Here is a 16,646-nt window from a genome sequence, read left to right as displayed (position 1 = left end):
CTCAAAAAGATTTCTCCTCTCATAGTGACATTTTCTCAGTCCGCTTATAGGGTGACAATATCACTGTCCGGCGACACTCTTTGTATTTTATTATTGACAAATGGTCATAACAGATTTATACTAATAATGAACATAAGGCCGAAAGGAGGCGTAAAAATGCCACGTGGAGATAGGACCGGTCCGTGGGGCCTCGGGCCACGCACCGGTCGCGGCGCCGGATATTGTAACGGTTTCCCCGTACCGGGCTTTATGAATCCTGCTTTCGGCTTTGGACGGGGTCTGGGTCGCGGTCGGGGGCTGGGCCTGGGCTTGGGCCGCAGGTGGGGCTTGGGTTTTTTCCCGCCGTCTTATGGCTGGTGGGGCGTACCCTTTCCCGGTGCCGTATACCGCCCCAGGGCGCGACGCCTGATATGGAATTTTTAAAGCAGCAGACGGCCGTGCTGGAAGGTCAGCTCAAGGCGGTCAAAGAACAACTGAAGGCTTTACAGCAGGAAAAGCGGCAAAATGAGGCTGGCGATGCGGTGAATGAGGACCTGTAGATAAACCCAAAAGTGGGGCCGGGTCATAAATTTATCTCCCGGCTCTTTTTATGGCTCCTCGCTATTTCGAATAGATAAAACCAATTTTCAGGAAAGGAGGCTTAAACGCATACTTAAAAAGCTTTAATATTAATCAGCTCTTGCGGGGCTACATGCCGTCAGTATGGCGCAACCACGCTAGCTATACGAGCTTTCTGGGCTTTTGTGGCCAGGCTGACCGGCCAGGTAGTAGTTACAATATTTTTCGAGGAAAAGGGGGTTTTGATTATGGCCAAACTGAATACGGAAATTAAAAATGTAATCGCAAAGCAGGGAGTTTTTCCGGTAGCTACTGCGTCTAAAGAGGGAATACCCAATGTGTTTGCCTATGGTGGACCTTTGGGAATACATCCGCTTGACCTACTTTCGGCGGACAGTGGATCTTTTTTCTCATCATTACCGCCTGATAAATGAACGTTTGACCGTTTTCCTGGATGGTGAAGGTATTAAGATAGCTGTAATAGAGATAGCCGACAAGTTCGTCAACAAAATCAACAATTTTATCAAGCCTGGCCAGGTAGTCGACCGGGGCCAGAAAATATCTTTCATCGAGCGTGGTTCTCAGGTGGACCTGGTTATATTTAGCGAAGAACTTGAGTTCACTGTCCGGGTAGGACAGCAGGTATATGGCGCCAGGACGGTGGTGGCCTGCTACCCACCTTCGATTGGGAGTACCTTTGAAAATAGTGGCTGGTACCCATAAGAATGGCTATGGCCTAGTAGTTAATACCAGTAAAATAAAGGAATTCAAGGATTTAGAGAAAGAAGAAGTAAAAATAGCAACCCTGCAACCAGGAGCCACTACTGACCTTTTGTTTAACTTGTTAATTAAACAAAAAGGGTTAGCTCGGGGGAAGATCTTGGCCCATACGGTACGTATGAATCCTGCCAAACAGCTTTTAGCTTTGCGTTCAGGCAAAGTAGATGCTATTTTCGTTCCGGAGCATTTTACTACCCTGGCTGCCCAGCTTCCAGGTATGAAAATTTTGGCTAAATGCCAGGATATATGTCCTAATATGCTTGGTTCTTTTAGGACCTACTGGTGCTGGCAAAACTACTTTACTAAATGTTATTGCTGGCCTAGTGGAATATGAGGGAGAAGTGTACTTTGGAGAGGAAAAAATAGATCTCTTGCCTCCCGAAAAACGTCAGATCGGCTCACAGTGCCTTAAAATAGAGGTATAACTGTTCTCCAAATGTTGGATAAAAAGGTACCCTGCAACTGGCACAGCACCAGCGGAAGGATGAAAATAGCAGGGCGCGTTATTTTCAAGAAGGACGAAAGGATGAAATTAAGGTGACTACAACAAAAAAGCAACCGGTTAAGGCTGTTTTTTAATACTGCGAGGACGATGTTCAATGCCAAGATGAGCTTTTAATGCATTTTGTAGTACCTGTGAAAAATTAACTCTTTTTTCCTCAGCTATTCTATTTAACCATTGAGGGACAGTTAAGGTCTTTTTAACAGATGTATTTTCAATCGCTTCACGATACGTAGGCATATAAACTTCTATTAAAACTGGTATTTGATTGGGTCCGAGATGTAATTTATTAATTGGTGTGGGTTCGGGGATAGGATCCCCATCTTGTTCCATACTCCATAAATGCAGGGCCATAGCTTCTTTAGCATTTCTGATAGCCTCATCTGTAGTATGAGCGCAGGGCAAACACCCTGGCAAGTCAGGGAACTCGATAGCAATACCGTCGTCGGCATACTCAAATATAGCCGGGAAAACATAATGATCTTTTTTCATTTAGCCCATCTCCTTGCTTGGAAAATTGAAAGGGGGAGGAGGAATTACTTAAGTTTAATTCCTGCCTGCTTTTCTATTCGTTTTAACGTCCCGATGGGGATATTTTTGACTGGATGAGTTACCGTCACCTTTCCGGGTTTTGAAGGGTGTTTAAAGTGCCAATGATCGCCGACAGTTCCTATGTAGTACCAACCGTCTCCTTCGAGTATATTGATTATCTCCCTGGATGAGTAGGATTTCATTCAGCTTCCGCCTTGCGATTATATTATAATACGTACTATGGTACGTGTCAATATGTCTATATGAAGGTGCCTGTTATTACTTTTTACCCTCTCCTGAGTCTGGGGTGGATTTTTACCCAGTCTCTCTTTTTAGGTCGTTAAACCCTTACTTCCTGTCCTTTTTCGGGGTAAAATTTATTTGCTTGGGTTTCCCACTCCTTGTCCTGCAGGGCTTTTAGCACAGCGCTATTAGCTCGTGAAGACATGCCAAAAAATACTTATACAGTGGAACTACCCCGGTTGCTCAGAGCTGGTGAAGAAATTGTAAAAATTGTAGAGTCAAAAAATAGTTAGAAGTGGTGACGCTCGTATTTATGGCGCTTTCAGATATATTTTTTTAGAAACTGTTAATATCCAGACCTCCAAATGAGGTCTTTTTTTCACCACCCCGGCAGGAACCCCAGTTCTGGTGGCGAATAGCAAATATCAGGTAGATAAGCACCACATTTATATTCCAGCGGGGGTTTAAACATGCTGGCAATCGTCAATTCCGTGGTCCTTGTCGGTCTGGAGGGCCAGAGCGTACGGGTAAAGGTGGATATTAGTAACGGTTTGCCCGTTTGTGAGATTGTTGCTCAAATTGTACATACGATATGTGCATGTTTGGACGCAAAATTAAACCTGAAATCGGTAAGTGAGGGGTCCTCCCTGCCTTTGCCTAGGGGCCTTAGAAATTACCTGACAGAATACCGCCGGTAGCGTTACCTAGGTCTGATAGTCACCGGCTTCCTTCCCGGCAAAATTCCAGATAGAGTTCCTTTACTTCCTTGTGGCGAGGCTCTTTCCGGTACCCCATAGCGATCCAGCCCCATGTATCTATAAAAACGGGTTCAAACATGGGGATCATTGCTCCCATAAAGTTCATCTTCGATTTGTCGGGAAGTCAAAGGTTCCCCCGAGAGACGACCAAGAACGTTCAAGATGGGGTCCTTTTTATTGCTAGAATGGAAGGGTTCGCTTCCGAAGAGGCTCGACTTTTGCAGCATCCTCATGTACCTCTGCAAAATGGCCAGTTTTTCTTCCGGCAACATATCCACGGCCCTTTTCAGTTCCTCACGATCAATGCTCATTACCATCGCCTCCTGTTCTAACATCATTAAAATATCTTGCTTTTGTCTTCATTATACCACTTTCGAGGTCTGCTGCCACTGCCGCGCGATTACTCAGTTAAAATATAACCGAAGGGGGATCGGCTCACTCACGGCGAAATCTTACCGAGTCTCTTAAAAGCCGCCGTGAATATTTAAACACTATGCACCGGCGCCAGACCAATTCCCGGGCTGAAAAAGGTAACCAGGGCTGGAGAAAAGGTGATATGGTTGCTCCGGCGAAGGCGGCCGGAAAAATAGGGCATGTAACTTTAATATAGCTTTATAGTTGTTTTGTTCATTAAAGGGAGTGGGTACGGCGATGGTATGGTGATGTTCGTCTGAACCGGTTAAGTGTAATTTAAAGAGCCGGGTATTAGACCTCAAGGCCCAGTTTTTATACTTTGGCGAGGTACGGCCGGGTACGGTGGTCCGTAAACATGCCTACTATTATTATGATTGTAGCCGATAAGAGAAGTGTTCACCATCGACAGGTACCAGGTTTACCGGAATGTTGGCCAGCGCAATTGCTTCTTTTAAGCAGCAACTGTCTCCGCGGATGATGATTGCCATGGAAAGGCTATCGACTATAGCATAGCCAGGAAGGGAATAACGGAAGACCTCCAAACGGGGTCTTTTCTTTTTTCATCACCTTAGCAGGAACTCCCTATCTTGCGGCGAATAGCAAATGTTGGGCAGAAAACCACCATATTTGCAATCCCACCAGGTGGTTAAACATGTTAGCCATTGTTAATTCCGTTGTCCTGGTAGGCCTGGAAGGTCAAAGTGTACGGGTAGAAGTCGATCTTAGCAATGGTTTGCCCGTTTGTGAGAGTGTTGGTCAAATTTTATACACGAAATGTTTACCTGAAAATCTAAAGTTTTTAATGTAAATCTGTGGTAGATTGAGTTGTCTTCCATAGCAATAAAAAGCTATCTGATAAAACTGCAAATAGTACAAGTAATGCTGCAGGAATCAAGATCATAACTGGATACCAGGTACTGAAGGAAAACCCCGCGGATGATACCCTGCTACTTTGCATAGTGGAGAACTGTATCGACACCTTCTACCATCCACCCTGAGCCCTCGCTGCAGATAGAGATTTTGACGGTTCAGAGAACGAAAATGGTTGCCATCAATTTGGGGTAAAGCAGGTCAGCTTACCCCGGAAAGGTAAGGTAAAATCAGTAAAGCTCGCAAAGCCTATCAATCGCAATGCTGGTTCAAACGCCTCCAAAGCTGGCGCGCTGGAGGAGAGGCTACTATTAGTCTTCTAAAGCGCAAATATGGATTACGCCGTAGCCTTTCCAGGGGATATGAGGGTACCACCACCTAGGTCGGTTATGGAGTCTTATCCTATAATCTATACCGGTTGGCAACAATGGATGAAACCGTTAGAAATCTACTCGAACTACAGTCAGGAAGTAACATTTTCCCCTATGTGATGTAAAAAGTGGACTTTTTCAGGGGGAACTAACTAAGCAGTTGTTAGAAGAATGTACACCAGACATTCCCCGTAATGAATTTTTAGCTCCTTGCATACCTGTATTATCTTTTCAAGTATAAGATCGAACTTCATAACCGGGCGTCAATTCTACTAATTGTTCAGTTTCCTGAATAGAAGGAATAGCAGCCCTACCTCCGAGGCCACGGCAGGTCAGGGCGGCAAAGGCATTGGCAAAGCGAATGGTTTCCGGCAAGGTCCATCCTTCAAGATAACCATAGAGAAAGGCACCATGGAAATTATCGCCCGCCCCCGTAGTATCGATTACATTGACCGTAAAACTGGGAGCATGATAGAAATAATTACCGTCGTAAGCCAAAGATCCTTTATCCCCTAGAGTTATGCCTACAATTTTTGCCCCTCGATCGTGGAATAAGCGGCAGGCCTCTTTAAAAGGTATATTTCCACATATATTACGGGTAGATTTATCGTCAAGAATAAAAATATCAATGTACGGAAGGATTTTCATTACCTTATCGCCAGGGATATTGCCCCCATCTAACGAAATGATGGTCTGAGTGTGTTGCCGACAATATTTTGCTATAGACAGAGCCAGTTCAAAATTATTTCCGTCCAGGTGAACCGAATTAGTGTAGCTTAAAATGTCCATATTAATTTCGCTCAGGTCCAGGTATTTCAAACACCCCCCGTAATACGTTATCGTTCGCTTACCCGTACCCTTTTCTACATGAATGACGCTTAAAGGAGACGGCCTGCCCGTTAAGGTACGAATTCCCGTTACATCTACCACTTTGTCTTTTAGTTCATGAACTATAAGCCGACCGATAGGATCATCACCTACCGCGCTCACCAGGCCAGATTTTTTTCCAAGGCTTTGCAGGGCCACAGAGGCAGTTGCGGCAGGACCACCGCCACTACAGGCCATTTGGTAAGCTTCAATACGCTCATCGCTATCAGGAACTCGATCTACAAGGAAAAGCAAGTCATAGGTAGCCGCACCAAAAAACAAGCATTGATATCTCTTCATATATCTTCCCCTGCCTTTAAGCGTTAGGCGTTATACAAACTTTCAGACCGAGCCCCCGACGGGCAACTGAAAAAGCTTCCTCAATTCCTGAAAGAGGGAATTTATGGGTGATCAGTTCTTTTGCCTTAAGAGATGGAAGAATTTCCAAAACGCGATGGTGGGTAAACGGATTAATAGCAGAGCCGACAATTGTAAGCTCTTTCCGGTAAATTTCATTAGGTTCTATAGAAATTATCTGGCCCGGGGCTACAACACCAAAAAAAAGTATGGTCCCACAGCGAGATACCAGGTCAATGGTGTGCTTTGCAGTATCAACCCTCCCGGCTGCTTCGATGACTACATCGGCTCCCAACCCATTGGTAAGGTCCATTACGATTTCATGCACGTGTTCATGGAGCGGATCAATCACCACATCGGCTCCCCTTTTTAGAGCTACTAGCCTTCTCTTTTCTATAGGTTCAATAACAATAACTTTTCCAGCGCCTCGAAGTTTGGCCAGCTGAGTAAGGATAATCCCGACAACACCCCCTCCTAATATCACTACAGTATCTCCAACCTGTATTCCCGCCCGATCTATCCCGTGGAGGCAACACCCTATATTTTCAGCTAAAGCAGCTTCCTCCGGGCTAACATGAGGAGGAACGCGATAGATAGTATGCTGCGGCAAAATGGCATACTGGGCGAACCCTCCGTTGAGATGTACCCCAAAGGCCTTCTTGTCCAAACATAGATGAACCTTTCCGATACGGCAGAATTTGCATAAGCCACAGAAGATATGGGGTTCAACCGTGACCAGTTCCCCCGGCTTAAAGGAAGAAACAGCTTCCCCTACTTCTTCTATATATCCGGCAAATTCATGGCCAGGAACCATTGGTGGATTAGTAGGATATTCACCATCAAGGATGTGCAGATCGGTTCCGCAAATAGTTGCAGTTTCCACTTTAAGTAAGACTTCGTCGGGGTTTAACTTCCTTAACGGGATTTCTTTAATCTCTAAGGCACTTTTTCCAGTATATACAGCTGCCAACATTATACATTCCTCCTTGCTATTATTTAGTGGCGTAGATTACCTCTATGCCCAACTTGTTAAAGTGCTGTAAGAAGCTATCATCAAGAGGTTGCGTCGTTATAACACAATCAATTTGTTTAAAGTCGGCAAACAAGACAATACTTGTGCTGTTGAACTTACTGTGATCGGCTACCAGAATAACTTTTTTAGCTACTTTAATCATTTGGCGCTTAACCTGGGCTTCTAATGAAGATGAAGTCGTAAGTCCCATTGTGCCCCGAACCCCACTGGCTCCAAGGAAAAGCTTATTAACCTGGATACGACTTAGATACTCTTCTGTTTCCGGCCCAATCAATGACATTTGCGTTCCTAGCAACGTCCCTCCCGTCAACATAACGTTTACATTACTATTTCCAAAAGTGTAAGCAATAGGAAGGGAATTGGTAACTACCGTTAACTTTTGTCTGTTCAAAAGTTGCCTAGCGATGGCCAACGTTGTAGTACCGGAATCCAGAAGAATTGAATCGTCATCTTCGACCATCTCTGCAGCCGTTTTGGCAATAAGCATTTTTTCTTCAAAATGAAGTTCCGCTCTAGATATGAAAGGAGGAGCCGGGGCGGCCTTTGCTAATATGACCCCTCCGCGAGTTCTGGTTACCATTAACGATTTTTCTAGGGCTTCAAGATCCTTACGAATAGTTACTGGGGAGACTGAAAACTTTTTGCTTAATATTGCTACTGAAATACTGTTTTGTTCTTCAAGAAGCTGTAAAATAGCCTTCCTTCTTTCATCGGTTTGCAAGGTTCCTACACCCCCTTTTGCAGCTAGCACATAATCATTTCGCAAAACTTTCTTTACTATTATATAAGCTATCTTATGATATGTAAAGAGTAATTTTAGCGAAAGTTTTTGTAGACAAAATAAATATTTTATGCTAATATGATCGCAAGAGCTAATAGCAACATAATATTGACAATGGGAACAAACCAGAAATCAAAAGGGGGATGATGGTCAAAGAGGGGCAGTACATATCTAAATTGAAGAGGGAAGTTAAGTCTGATCACGAACTTTTGAGGAGGAAGTAGCAAATCAAAAATTGAAAAGGAGGCTTTACGGATGAAAAAATGGGCTACCATAGCTGCGATTTCAGTCATCGCTGTGGGCCTTATCGCCGGATGTGGCGGCAAGACAAATGAAAGCAAACAAGCTCCTCAGGAACAGGCAAAGTCGGAGCAAGTACAATTAAACATCGCTACTGTAAATAACCCTGATATGACTTTGATGAAAGAGCTTAGCAGCGAGTTTGAAAAAACTCACCCAAACATTAAGGTGAATTTTATTGTCCTTCCAGATGATGAACTGCGACAAAAAGTAACCTTGGATGCCTCAAACAAGGCGGGACAGTTTGACATTGCAACCATTGGTCCTTATGAAGTCCAAGCAGTATTTGCCAAGAATGGCTGGCTCGAACCGCTGGACCAGCTGTTTAAATCCCACCCTGACATTGCCCAGAAATATGACCTCGATGACCTAATCAAGTCTATCCGTGGGGCTATTTCTGTAGATGGGAAATTGTACGGTTTACCCTTTTACGGCGAAAGCAGCATGATCTATTACCGTAAGGATTTATTCCAGGCTAAAGGCCTGACCATGCCTGAGCAGCCCACGTGGACCCAGATTGGCGAACTAGCAAAAAAACTGAACGATCCCGGCAAGGGCATTTATGGTATCGTACTGAAAGGGACACCGATGTATGGCCAGTTAGCCCCCCTTCTCACTGTTATCAACTCATTTGGAGCCCGTTGGTTTGATGAAAAGTGGCAGCCCCAATTGACAAGTCCTGAATTTAAGAAAGCAGTGAAGTTCTACATTGATCTCCTGCACCAGGCTGGCGAGCCGGGAGCCCAGAACGTTGGCTTTAATGAAGGCCTTGGACTTATGGCCCAAGGTAAAGCTGCTATCTGGTACGATGCCACTGTGGCTGCTGGTACACTGGAAGATCCGAATACTTCTAAAGTAGTTGGCAAGATTGGTTACGCCATGGCACCGGCTGAGGTCACAAGTAACGGTAGCCACTGGCTGTATACTTGGGCGCTAGGTCTCTTAAGCTCCTCTAAGCATAAGGAAGAGGCCTTTGAATTTATGACCTGGGCTACAAGTAAGGACTATATTAAGCTTGTAGCAGATAAGTATGGCTGGGGCCGCGTACCGCCTGGAACGAGATATTCCACCTACAAGAGCCCCGAATACCAGAAGGTAGCGCCGTGGGCAGATATTACTTTGAAGTCCATCGAAAGCGTGGATAACAATAAGCCGACCAAAGATCCGGTACCATACACCGGAACTGCACAGCTTCATATTCCGGAGTATGCCGCTTTCGCTTCCGAATTTGGTAAGGAATTCGGAGCCATGGTTACCAAGGCTAAGACAGTAGACGAGGCCCTGGAAGCAGCCCAGCAAAAAACCTATCAAGTAATGAAAGATGCTGGCTATATTAAATAACCACTTCGGCCGGGCCGCCCAAACGGGAGGCCCGGCCATTAATAAAGTTTGAGCGAAAGGGGTGCGGTGAACGTGGTAAAACAAGAGGCCGATACAGTCCTGACCTTAACGCCAAAATATGCTGTTTGGATAGGCATAGGTTATCTGGCGCTGGTAACCCAGATACCGTTTATCCTGACCCTATATTATAGCACCCTGCGATGGAACTTGCTTTATCCCGGCCAGCCCATAACATGTGTATGGCTAAACAATTACCTTAAGGTTTTTACCGAAACTACCTTCACTAAAGCAATAAGCAATACACTTCTTTTTACTATAGCTATACTTGGTGGCTCTCTACTATTAGGGTTGGCCTTGGCCTTGCTTTTACACCGCCCCATCCCAGGGAAATCACTAATACGCACACTGTTAATGTCCCCCTTTCTGGTGATGACCAGTGTGGTAGCTATAATCTGGAAAAATATGCTTCTTGATCCTACCTACGGGTTTGTCAATAACATGAACCGCATGATTGGATTGCCAATGATTGATCTCGTGGGTTCCCATCCTATGGCAACAATTATATTAATCGGGATTTGGGAGTGGACGCCTTTCATGATGCTTATTTTGAATGCTGCCATAGAGTCAGTACCTCCCGACATAGTAGAAGCGGCGGCCATAGACGGAGCTGGCAACCTGGCAAAATTTCGCTACGTCATCCTGCCCCATCTTTCTAAATACTTCTTGATATGTATCCTACTGGGGGCAGTCATGTTGCTACCTCTCTTTGGCGAGATCCATTTAACCACTGCAGGGGGCCCCGGATCTTCAACTACTAACCTTACCTACCTCGTATTCCAGAAGGCTTTCCAGGGGTACAATATCGGCCTGGCAGCAGCAAATGCGGTTATTACCGTTCTCATTACCATGGTTTTGGCTACCCTGCTTATGAAACTCTTTACGCGGGAGGCATAAAATTGAGAAATGCTATTAAGTGGGCACTCCACCTCACAACTTACCTGATAACGGGAATAATGTTTTTTCCTCTCCTTTGGATTTTCCTTAACGCTTTCAAAACCGAGGCCGATGCGTACCACTCTCCGCCACTTTTTATCTTCCATCCAGTGTTGACTAATGTCATTAATGCCTTTGGTGGTGGCGAATACCTGCACTTCCTTTCTAACTCGTTCATTATCTCTATAGGTTCCGTAATAATTGCCAATATTTTGGGCCTACCTCTGGCTTTTTATTTGGCCGAGCTCAAGTGGAACGGAAAAGGCGACAACCTGTTTATGTGGTGCTTATCTACCCGCTTCATGCCAGCGGCCGGGATTATCATCCCCCTGTATGTTATTTTTAATAAATCGCATCTTCTGGACAGCATTCCAGGAATGTTAATTATCTATATTGCAATAAGCATTCCGTTTATTGTTGTAGTGATGCGTTCTTTCTTCCTGGATATTCCCTATTCAGTAGTAGAAGCGGCAATCGTCGAAGGAGCGGGTTTCTGGCAACTCTTCTTCCGAATAATTTTACCCATGGCAACTCCTGGTATTGCCACCAGCTCAATTTTAGCCATCATTTTTAATTGGAATGAGTATTTTTTTGCAGTTAACTTAAGCGGTACTTATGCGGGTACGCTCCCGGTTTACCTTGCGTCCTTCATGACATCAGAAGGCCTGTTCTGGGCAAGGGTTTCGGGAATTGCGGTTTTAGCCATCCTTCCGATACTAATTTTAGGGTGGCTGGCCCAAAACCGTATTGTCCGCGGTCTTACCTTGGGAGCCGTTAAAGAGTAAAGGAGGTCTATTACTATGTTAGCCGAAAGAAATCCTATAGACGCTTTGAACGAGGTTATATCTAAGTTTAATTTTATCGATCTATCGCCGGTACTAGAAAAAGGTATCCCGAGGTGGCCCACTCATCCCTACCTGGTCATTGACCAGACCGTAACCCACGAACACGACGGTTACTACAGCCAGACCTTAAATATGGCGGAACATACTGGGGCTCATGTAGACGCTCCTGCCCATATCCACCCCCACATGATGGAAAATACTATCGACAAGGTTCCCGTGAACTACTTGATAGCACCTGCAGTGGTTTATAACCTGGAGTCCTTAGGGCTGTCTCCGGGGGAACAAGCTCGGGCAGCAGACATACTCATCCTAGAAGATGAAATGAAGACAGGTTCCAGGGCAGGGGATGTGGTCTTGCTTCGTTTCGGCTGGCAAAAATATTGGCGGACAGATAAAATGTGGAAATGGTACGCCGAAAATGCTCCCGGGTTGGATGAATCTGCAGTAAAACTTTTGGCTGAACGTAACATAAGGGCGGTAGGAAGCGATACCATAGCCTGCGACCAGGCCATAAAAGACGGTCAAGCTGCTAAATCTTACGGCCATGATGTTTATTGGCTACCGAACCACATTTTAATTTTGGAAGGGCTAATGAACCTGGAAAAACTGCCCCCACGGTGCTATTTTTTGGCACTTCCACTAAACATCAAAAATGGTTCGGGTTCTCCCATTAGGCCGGTAGCTTTGGTTCCCAAGGAGGAATGAATATGGCTAGTGTCTCTTTTCGCAACGTGAATAAAAGATTTGCTACCAACTTTGCCGTGCGTGACTTGAACTTAGAAATAATGGATGGCGAGTATGTGGTTTTAGTGGGCCCTTCTGGCTGTGGCAAGACGACTACTTTGCGGATGATAGCTGGGCTAGAACAACCGACCGAAGGAGAAATTTTCATCGGGGAAAAGTGCGTCAATAACGTTGAGCCCAAAGATAGGGATATTGCAATGGTTTTTCAGAATTACGCTCTCTACCCCCATATGAACGTCTATGAAAATATGGCTTTTGGCCTTAAATTAAGAAAAATACCTAAGGCAGAAATCAAGCGTCGTGTAAATGAAGCCGCATCAATACTTGGCATTGAAAATCTCCTAGGGAGGAAACCCAGGGAACTTTCCGGTGGCCAGCGACAGAGAGTTGCTTTAGGTCGAGCAATTGTACGCCATCCAAAGGTATTTCTTATGGACGAGCCATTATCGAATTTAGATGCTAAACTAAGGGTACAGATGAGGACCGAGCTCCTTAAACTTCATGAACGACTAAAGACTACCTTTATCTATGTAACCCATGACCAGACTGAGGCTATGACTTTAGCACACAGGATAGTGGTTATGAATGATGGGTTAGTCCAACAAGTAGGAACGCCGAAAGAGGTATATAACCATCCAAATAACATGTTTGTAGCTGGGTTTATAGGCTCGCCGCCGATGAATTTCCTTAAAGGGTACCTCGTAATAGATGAAAATAGACTCTTTTGGGTTTTAGGTAATAACCGTCTTATTATTCCCCTTGAAAAAGCTATCTCACTAAAAAATTATATAGGTGATGAGGTTTATTTAGGAATAAGGCCGGAGAAGTTGAGAGTACAGAAAGGCTTTAAAGATTATTCCTGCATTGAGGCAAATCTTGAGGTATCAGAACTAACAGGAAGCGAGTCTTACCTGCATTTAAAGGTTGAAGGACAGAATTTGGTGGTTAGGGTTCCTGCTGAGGAAAACCAGAGCCCAGGTCAACTAGTTATTTTAGTGGATATGAATAGCGCTCATTTCTTCAACCCCACAACAACAGAGGCAATTTTATAGGAGGATCGATATGCCGTTAGTAACTTTAAAAGATCTCCTCATTGATGCTGACCGTAAAAAATACGCCATTCCAGCCTTTAATATTGACAATCTAGAGATCATCCAGGCAATTTTAGAGGTTGCTGAAGAAGAAAAAGCTCCCGTTATTCTTTCAGTTGGCCAGGGTGCTATAGTTAACGGTAAGCATGAGTACCTTGCCGCGATAGTCAAGCTCTTCGTTTCAAGGAGTAGGCTGCCCATAGCTTTACACCTCGACCATGGCAAAAGTTATGCCCAGGCAATCCAATGCATCAAAGCAGGCTTTTCTTCCGTAATGATTGATGGTTCATCTTTACCTTTACATGAAAACATTACCCTTACCCGGAAGGTTGTCGAGGCATCCCATGCAGTAGGTGTTTCGGTAGAAGCAGAACTAGGAAAGATTGCGGGTACTGAAGACGACCTTTCTTTGGAGGAGCGTGGAACCAGCCTTACAAGCGTTGCGGAAACGGTTACTTTCATAAACGAGGTACCTGTCGATGCTTTAGCTGTGTCTATAGGAAGCGCTCACGGTATGTATAAAGGCGAACCCCAACTAGATTTTGCCCGTTTGAAGGAAATAGACAGCGCTATATCTGTCCCTCTAGTTCTCCACGGCGGCTCGGGGATACCCGATCCCATGGTAAGAGAGGCTATTTCACTCGGTATCAATAAAATTAATGTAGCAACTGAACTTCGCCTAGCTTTTATAAAAGGTATAACAGCAGCGGTTAATGGGCAGACCGACATTTACCGGATTCTTAATGCTGGCTGTCTGGAAGTTAAAGAAATCGTTAGAAATAAAATTCGTTTGTTCGGTGCCAATTTAAAATCCTTATAAACCTATACAAAAACCTATAAATAAGGAAGGGGTACACAATATGTCTAAACCAAAGGTAGGCGTGGTAGGTTATGGTGTCATCGGCCAGCGCCTGGCTGACGGCGTGGCCCGCCAGGGCGACATGGAATTGGTGGGCATCGCCGACGTGGCCCCAACCCTGGCCCTGCGGGCCCTGGCCGAAAGGGGTATGCCATATAAGCTCTACAGTGCCAACCCGGATAACATACCCCAAATGGAAGCTGCTGGTATTCCAGTGACAGGAACGGCAGACGACCTATTAGACCAGGTAGACATCATTCTGGACGCCGCCAGCGCCGGCGTGGGTAGGAAAAATAAAGAGATCTACCAGCAACGCGGCCTGAAAGCCGTTTTCCAGGGCGGGGAGAAAAACGACATCGCCGATGTCTTCTTCCACGGCTACGCCAACTACGAAAAAGGCCTGGGCAAAGACTACTTAAAACTGACTTCCTGCAATACCACCGGCCTGATCCGGGCGGTTGACTGCCTGGACCGCCTGGTGGGTATTGAGCGGGTAGTTGTCACCATCATCCGCCGCTCCGCCGACCCCGGCGACACCCACCGCGGCGTCGTCGACCTGGCCCTGGTCGAACCGGTGCCCAACCATCAAGCTAAAGACCTGATGCTCATCATGCCTCACATCGAAGCCACCGGCCTGCTGGTCCATGTCCCGACCACCCACGGTCATATTATCAGCATCCTGGCCACCCCCAAAAAGAGTATTGCAAAAGAAGAAATCCTGGTCGCCTTCAACGCCCATCCCCGCATCCGGGTAGTCAGGATCGCCGACGGCTTTAACTCCAATGCCGCCATGTTCCGCTACGCCCGCGATTTAGGCAACCTGCGGGGTGACATGTATGAGATCGCTGTATTCGAAGAAACAATCGCCTTCAGCGGCAACAATATCTTCTTCACCATCAGCGTCCCCCAGGAAGCCGTAGTTACACCGGAGACGATGGACGCTATCCGAGCAAGTCTCGAGATGCAGGCCACCCGCGAGGAGGCCGTGGCCATGACCAACAAGTACCTGGGGTTGAAATTAGGGGTGGCTGGCCAATGAAATACGGCATCTATACCCTGGACGACTTTGACTTTTTTAACAAAACCGTCCTCTGCCGGATAGATATCAATTCCCCCCTCAAACCGGATAAATCCGGTTTGAGGGACATTACCCGGATCAAAGGCTGCCTGCCCACCATCAAAGAACTGGCGGCAAAAGGCGCGAAAGTGGTAATCCTGGCCCACCAGGGCGGCGACCTGGAGTATAAGAATTTTGGCTCCACGGCCCCCCACGCCCGGGTGATCGGCGAATTGTTAGGGCGGCCAGTGGAATTTATTGACGACGTCTGCGGCCCGGCGGCCAGGGAAAAGATAAAAAACCTGAAACCTGGCGACATCCTGGTCCTGGATAACGTGCGTTATATGGGCGAAGAGCTCACACTTTTTGAGAACAGGTTAAAATTAAACCCAGAAGAGCAAAGCCAGACCATACTCGTCCGGAAACTGGCCCCCCTGGCGGACATCTATGTCTGCGACGCCTTTGCCGCCGCCCACCGCTCCCAGCCCACCCTGGTGGGTATGGAAGAAGTCCTGCCTTCAGCCATGGGACGATTATTTGAAGAAGAGCTGTCGGTTTTAAGTACTTTGAGGGAAAATCCGGCCCGGCCCTGCTACTTCATCCTGGGCGGGGCCAAGATTGAAGACGCCTTTATCATGATGACCTCGGTGCTCAAGGACGGAGTGGCCGACGGTATTTTAACCGGCGGCCTGGTAGCCAATATCATGTTCCTGGCCGCAGGTATTGACCTGGGGCAGCAGTCGAAAGCATTTATTTACAAACATAACCTAGCAGAATATATCCCGGTGGCCGGGGAACTGCTGGCCAGCTACCATGACAAAATGTACTTACCCGAAGACCTGGCCTGGGTAGCAGACAACGGGCGACAGGAAGTGGCAGTCACCTCGCTACCCGTCGAGGGCCTGCTGGTGGATATCGGAACCCGGACAGTAGCCAGTTACCTGGAAAAAATAAACGCGGCCGGGAGCATCTTTATCAACGGGCCTATGGGCGTCTTTGAGAATGAACCTTCCGCCTACGGCACCAGAGCCATCTGGCAGGGGGTGGCAGCCGCACCAGCTTTCAGCGTCATCGGCGGCGGCGATAGCCTGACGGCAGGCAATAAATTCGGCGTCCTGGATAAGTTCTCCTACGTCTGTACCGCCGGCGGCGGCCTGGTGCGCTTCCTGACCGGGGAAGAATTGCCGGTGGTCAAGGCCTTAAGAAAAGCGGCGCAGAAATTCCCCCCGCCAGGAAAGCAGGGTGATTAAGGTGGCCAGACAGTTTAGATTACCTGTCCTTGCTAAAATAAAAGTAGAGGAAGGGACCATAGAAATCACCTGACAGCATTACCCGGCAGCGTCGCCCCGGT

At 46.4% G+C, this 16,646-nt stretch carries 19 protein-coding genes and 1 pseudogene; 14 read left to right on the top strand and 6 right to left on the bottom strand.

Features of this window, described 5'->3' with window-relative positions:
• The first annotated feature begins 126 nt into the window (after nt 1-126).
• From SDD30_RS16265 to SDD30_RS16245, 5 genes are all read left to right on the top strand, one after another.
• Entirely contained in the window at nt 127-423 is a 297-nt protein-coding gene (locus tag SDD30_RS16265) for a DUF5320 domain-containing protein (RefSeq protein ID WP_434075985.1), read from the top strand.
• Complete coding sequence (locus SDD30_RS16260; RefSeq protein ID WP_434075984.1) at nt 411-539, top strand: DUF5320 domain-containing protein; 129 nt, start codon at nt 411-413, stop codon at nt 537-539. The genes SDD30_RS16265 and SDD30_RS16260 overlap by 13 nt, the downstream gene beginning before the upstream one ends.
• A 355-nt stretch (nt 540-894) precedes the next feature.
• Nucleotides 895-1,281, top strand: coding sequence for a phosphatidylserine decarboxylase (locus tag SDD30_RS16255; protein ID WP_434075983.1), 387 nt, complete (start codon nt 895-897; stop codon nt 1,279-1,281).
• The gene (locus SDD30_RS16250; protein WP_434075982.1) at nt 1,265-1,672 is read left to right on the top strand and encodes an ABC transporter substrate-binding protein; all 408 of its coding nucleotides are present in this window, start codon (nt 1,265-1,267) and stop codon (nt 1,670-1,672) included. Before SDD30_RS16255 ends, SDD30_RS16250 begins: the two co-directional genes overlap by 17 nt.
• The gene (locus SDD30_RS16245; protein WP_434075981.1) at nt 1,599-1,763 is read left to right on the top strand and encodes an ATP-binding cassette domain-containing protein; all 165 of its coding nucleotides are present in this window, start codon (nt 1,599-1,601) and stop codon (nt 1,761-1,763) included. Before SDD30_RS16250 ends, SDD30_RS16245 begins: the two co-directional genes overlap by 74 nt.
• A 137-nt stretch (nt 1,764-1,900) precedes the next feature.
• Here the strand turns inward: SDD30_RS16245 and SDD30_RS16240 are convergent, their stop codons facing one another.
• The 3 genes from SDD30_RS16240 to SDD30_RS16230 all read right to left on the bottom strand — a co-directional run bounded on the left by SDD30_RS16240 (nt 1,901) and on the right by SDD30_RS16230 (nt 3,683).
• Nucleotides 1,901-2,332 carry a type II toxin-antitoxin system HicB family antitoxin gene (locus tag SDD30_RS16240; protein ID WP_434075980.1) on the bottom strand — a complete coding sequence of 144 codons (432 nt, stop codon included), beginning with the start codon at nt 2,330-2,332 and terminating at the stop codon, nt 1,901-1,903.
• A 44-nt stretch (nt 2,333-2,376) separates the two neighbouring features.
• Nucleotides 2,377-2,574, bottom strand: coding sequence for a type II toxin-antitoxin system HicA family toxin (locus SDD30_RS16235; RefSeq protein ID WP_434075979.1), 198 nt, complete (start codon nt 2,572-2,574; stop codon nt 2,377-2,379).
• Nucleotides 2,575-3,443: 869 nt separating this feature from the next.
• Nucleotides 3,444-3,683, bottom strand: coding sequence for a hypothetical protein (locus SDD30_RS16230; RefSeq protein ID WP_109206204.1), 240 nt, complete (start codon nt 3,681-3,683; stop codon nt 3,444-3,446).
• A 996-nt stretch (nt 3,684-4,679) separates the two neighbouring features.
• Here SDD30_RS16230 and SDD30_RS16225 point away from each other — a divergent pair.
• Nucleotides 4,680-5,038: pseudogene (locus SDD30_RS16225) on the top strand (ISNCY family transposase); the annotation flags it as partial.
• A gap of 220 nt (nt 5,039-5,258) precedes the next feature.
• Here SDD30_RS16225 and SDD30_RS16220 read toward each other — a convergent pair.
• From SDD30_RS16220 to SDD30_RS16210, 3 genes are read right to left on the bottom strand one after another with little or no spacing between them, the layout of a single operon-like run.
• A complete protein-coding gene (locus tag SDD30_RS16220; protein WP_434075978.1) occupies nt 5,259-6,194 on the bottom strand; it encodes a carbohydrate kinase family protein in 936 nt (311 codons plus the stop codon).
• Between the two features lie 16 nt (nt 6,195-6,210).
• Complete coding sequence (locus SDD30_RS16215) at nt 6,211-7,224, bottom strand: zinc-dependent alcohol dehydrogenase family protein (RefSeq protein WP_434075977.1); 1,014 nt, start codon at nt 7,222-7,224, stop codon at nt 6,211-6,213.
• A gap of 19 nt (nt 7,225-7,243) precedes the next feature.
• Nucleotides 7,244-8,005 (bottom strand): DeoR/GlpR family DNA-binding transcription regulator, encoded by a 762-nt coding sequence (locus SDD30_RS16210; RefSeq protein ID WP_434075976.1) that lies wholly within the window; start codon nt 8,003-8,005, stop codon nt 7,244-7,246.
• A gap of 315 nt (nt 8,006-8,320) precedes the next feature.
• Between SDD30_RS16210 and SDD30_RS16205 the strand changes: the two genes are divergently transcribed.
• From SDD30_RS16205 to SDD30_RS16170, 8 genes are all read left to right on the top strand, one after another.
• Complete coding sequence (locus tag SDD30_RS16205; protein WP_434075975.1) at nt 8,321-9,706, top strand: ABC transporter substrate-binding protein; 1,386 nt, start codon at nt 8,321-8,323, stop codon at nt 9,704-9,706.
• A 72-nt stretch (nt 9,707-9,778) separates the two neighbouring features.
• Entirely contained in the window at nt 9,779-10,660 is an 882-nt protein-coding gene (locus SDD30_RS16200; protein WP_434075974.1) for a carbohydrate ABC transporter permease, read from the top strand.
• A gap of 2 nt (nt 10,661-10,662) precedes the next feature.
• Nucleotides 10,663-11,484 (top strand): carbohydrate ABC transporter permease, encoded by an 822-nt coding sequence (locus SDD30_RS16195; protein ID WP_434075973.1) that lies wholly within the window; start codon nt 10,663-10,665, stop codon nt 11,482-11,484.
• Nucleotides 11,485-11,499: 15 nt separating this feature from the next.
• Nucleotides 11,500-12,249 (top strand): cyclase family protein, encoded by a 750-nt coding sequence (locus SDD30_RS16190; RefSeq protein WP_434075972.1) that lies wholly within the window; start codon nt 11,500-11,502, stop codon nt 12,247-12,249.
• 2 nt (nt 12,250-12,251) lie between these two features.
• Entirely contained in the window at nt 12,252-13,340 is a 1,089-nt protein-coding gene (locus SDD30_RS16185; RefSeq protein WP_434075971.1) for an ABC transporter ATP-binding protein, read from the top strand.
• A 10-nt stretch (nt 13,341-13,350) separates the two neighbouring features.
• The gene (locus SDD30_RS16180; RefSeq protein ID WP_434075970.1) at nt 13,351-14,199 is read left to right on the top strand and encodes a class II fructose-bisphosphate aldolase; all 849 of its coding nucleotides are present in this window, start codon (nt 13,351-13,353) and stop codon (nt 14,197-14,199) included.
• A 40-nt stretch (nt 14,200-14,239) separates the two neighbouring features.
• Nucleotides 14,240-15,277 carry a type II glyceraldehyde-3-phosphate dehydrogenase gene (locus SDD30_RS16175; RefSeq protein WP_434075969.1) on the top strand — a complete coding sequence of 346 codons (1,038 nt, stop codon included), beginning with the start codon at nt 14,240-14,242 and terminating at the stop codon, nt 15,275-15,277.
• A complete protein-coding gene (locus tag SDD30_RS16170; RefSeq protein WP_434075968.1) occupies nt 15,274-16,545 on the top strand; it encodes a phosphoglycerate kinase in 1,272 nt (423 codons plus the stop codon). Before SDD30_RS16175 ends, SDD30_RS16170 begins: the two co-directional genes overlap by 4 nt.
• Nucleotides 16,546-16,646 lie beyond the last annotated feature (101 nt).

Source organism: Moorella naiadis (nom. illeg.), from assembly GCF_051020825.1.
Classification (GTDB): Bacteria; Bacillota; DSM-521; order Neomoorellales; family Neomoorellaceae; genus Neomoorella; species Neomoorella naiadis.
Note: the sequence above shows the minus strand (reverse complement) of the source record. Positions and strands in the feature narration are given on the sequence as shown.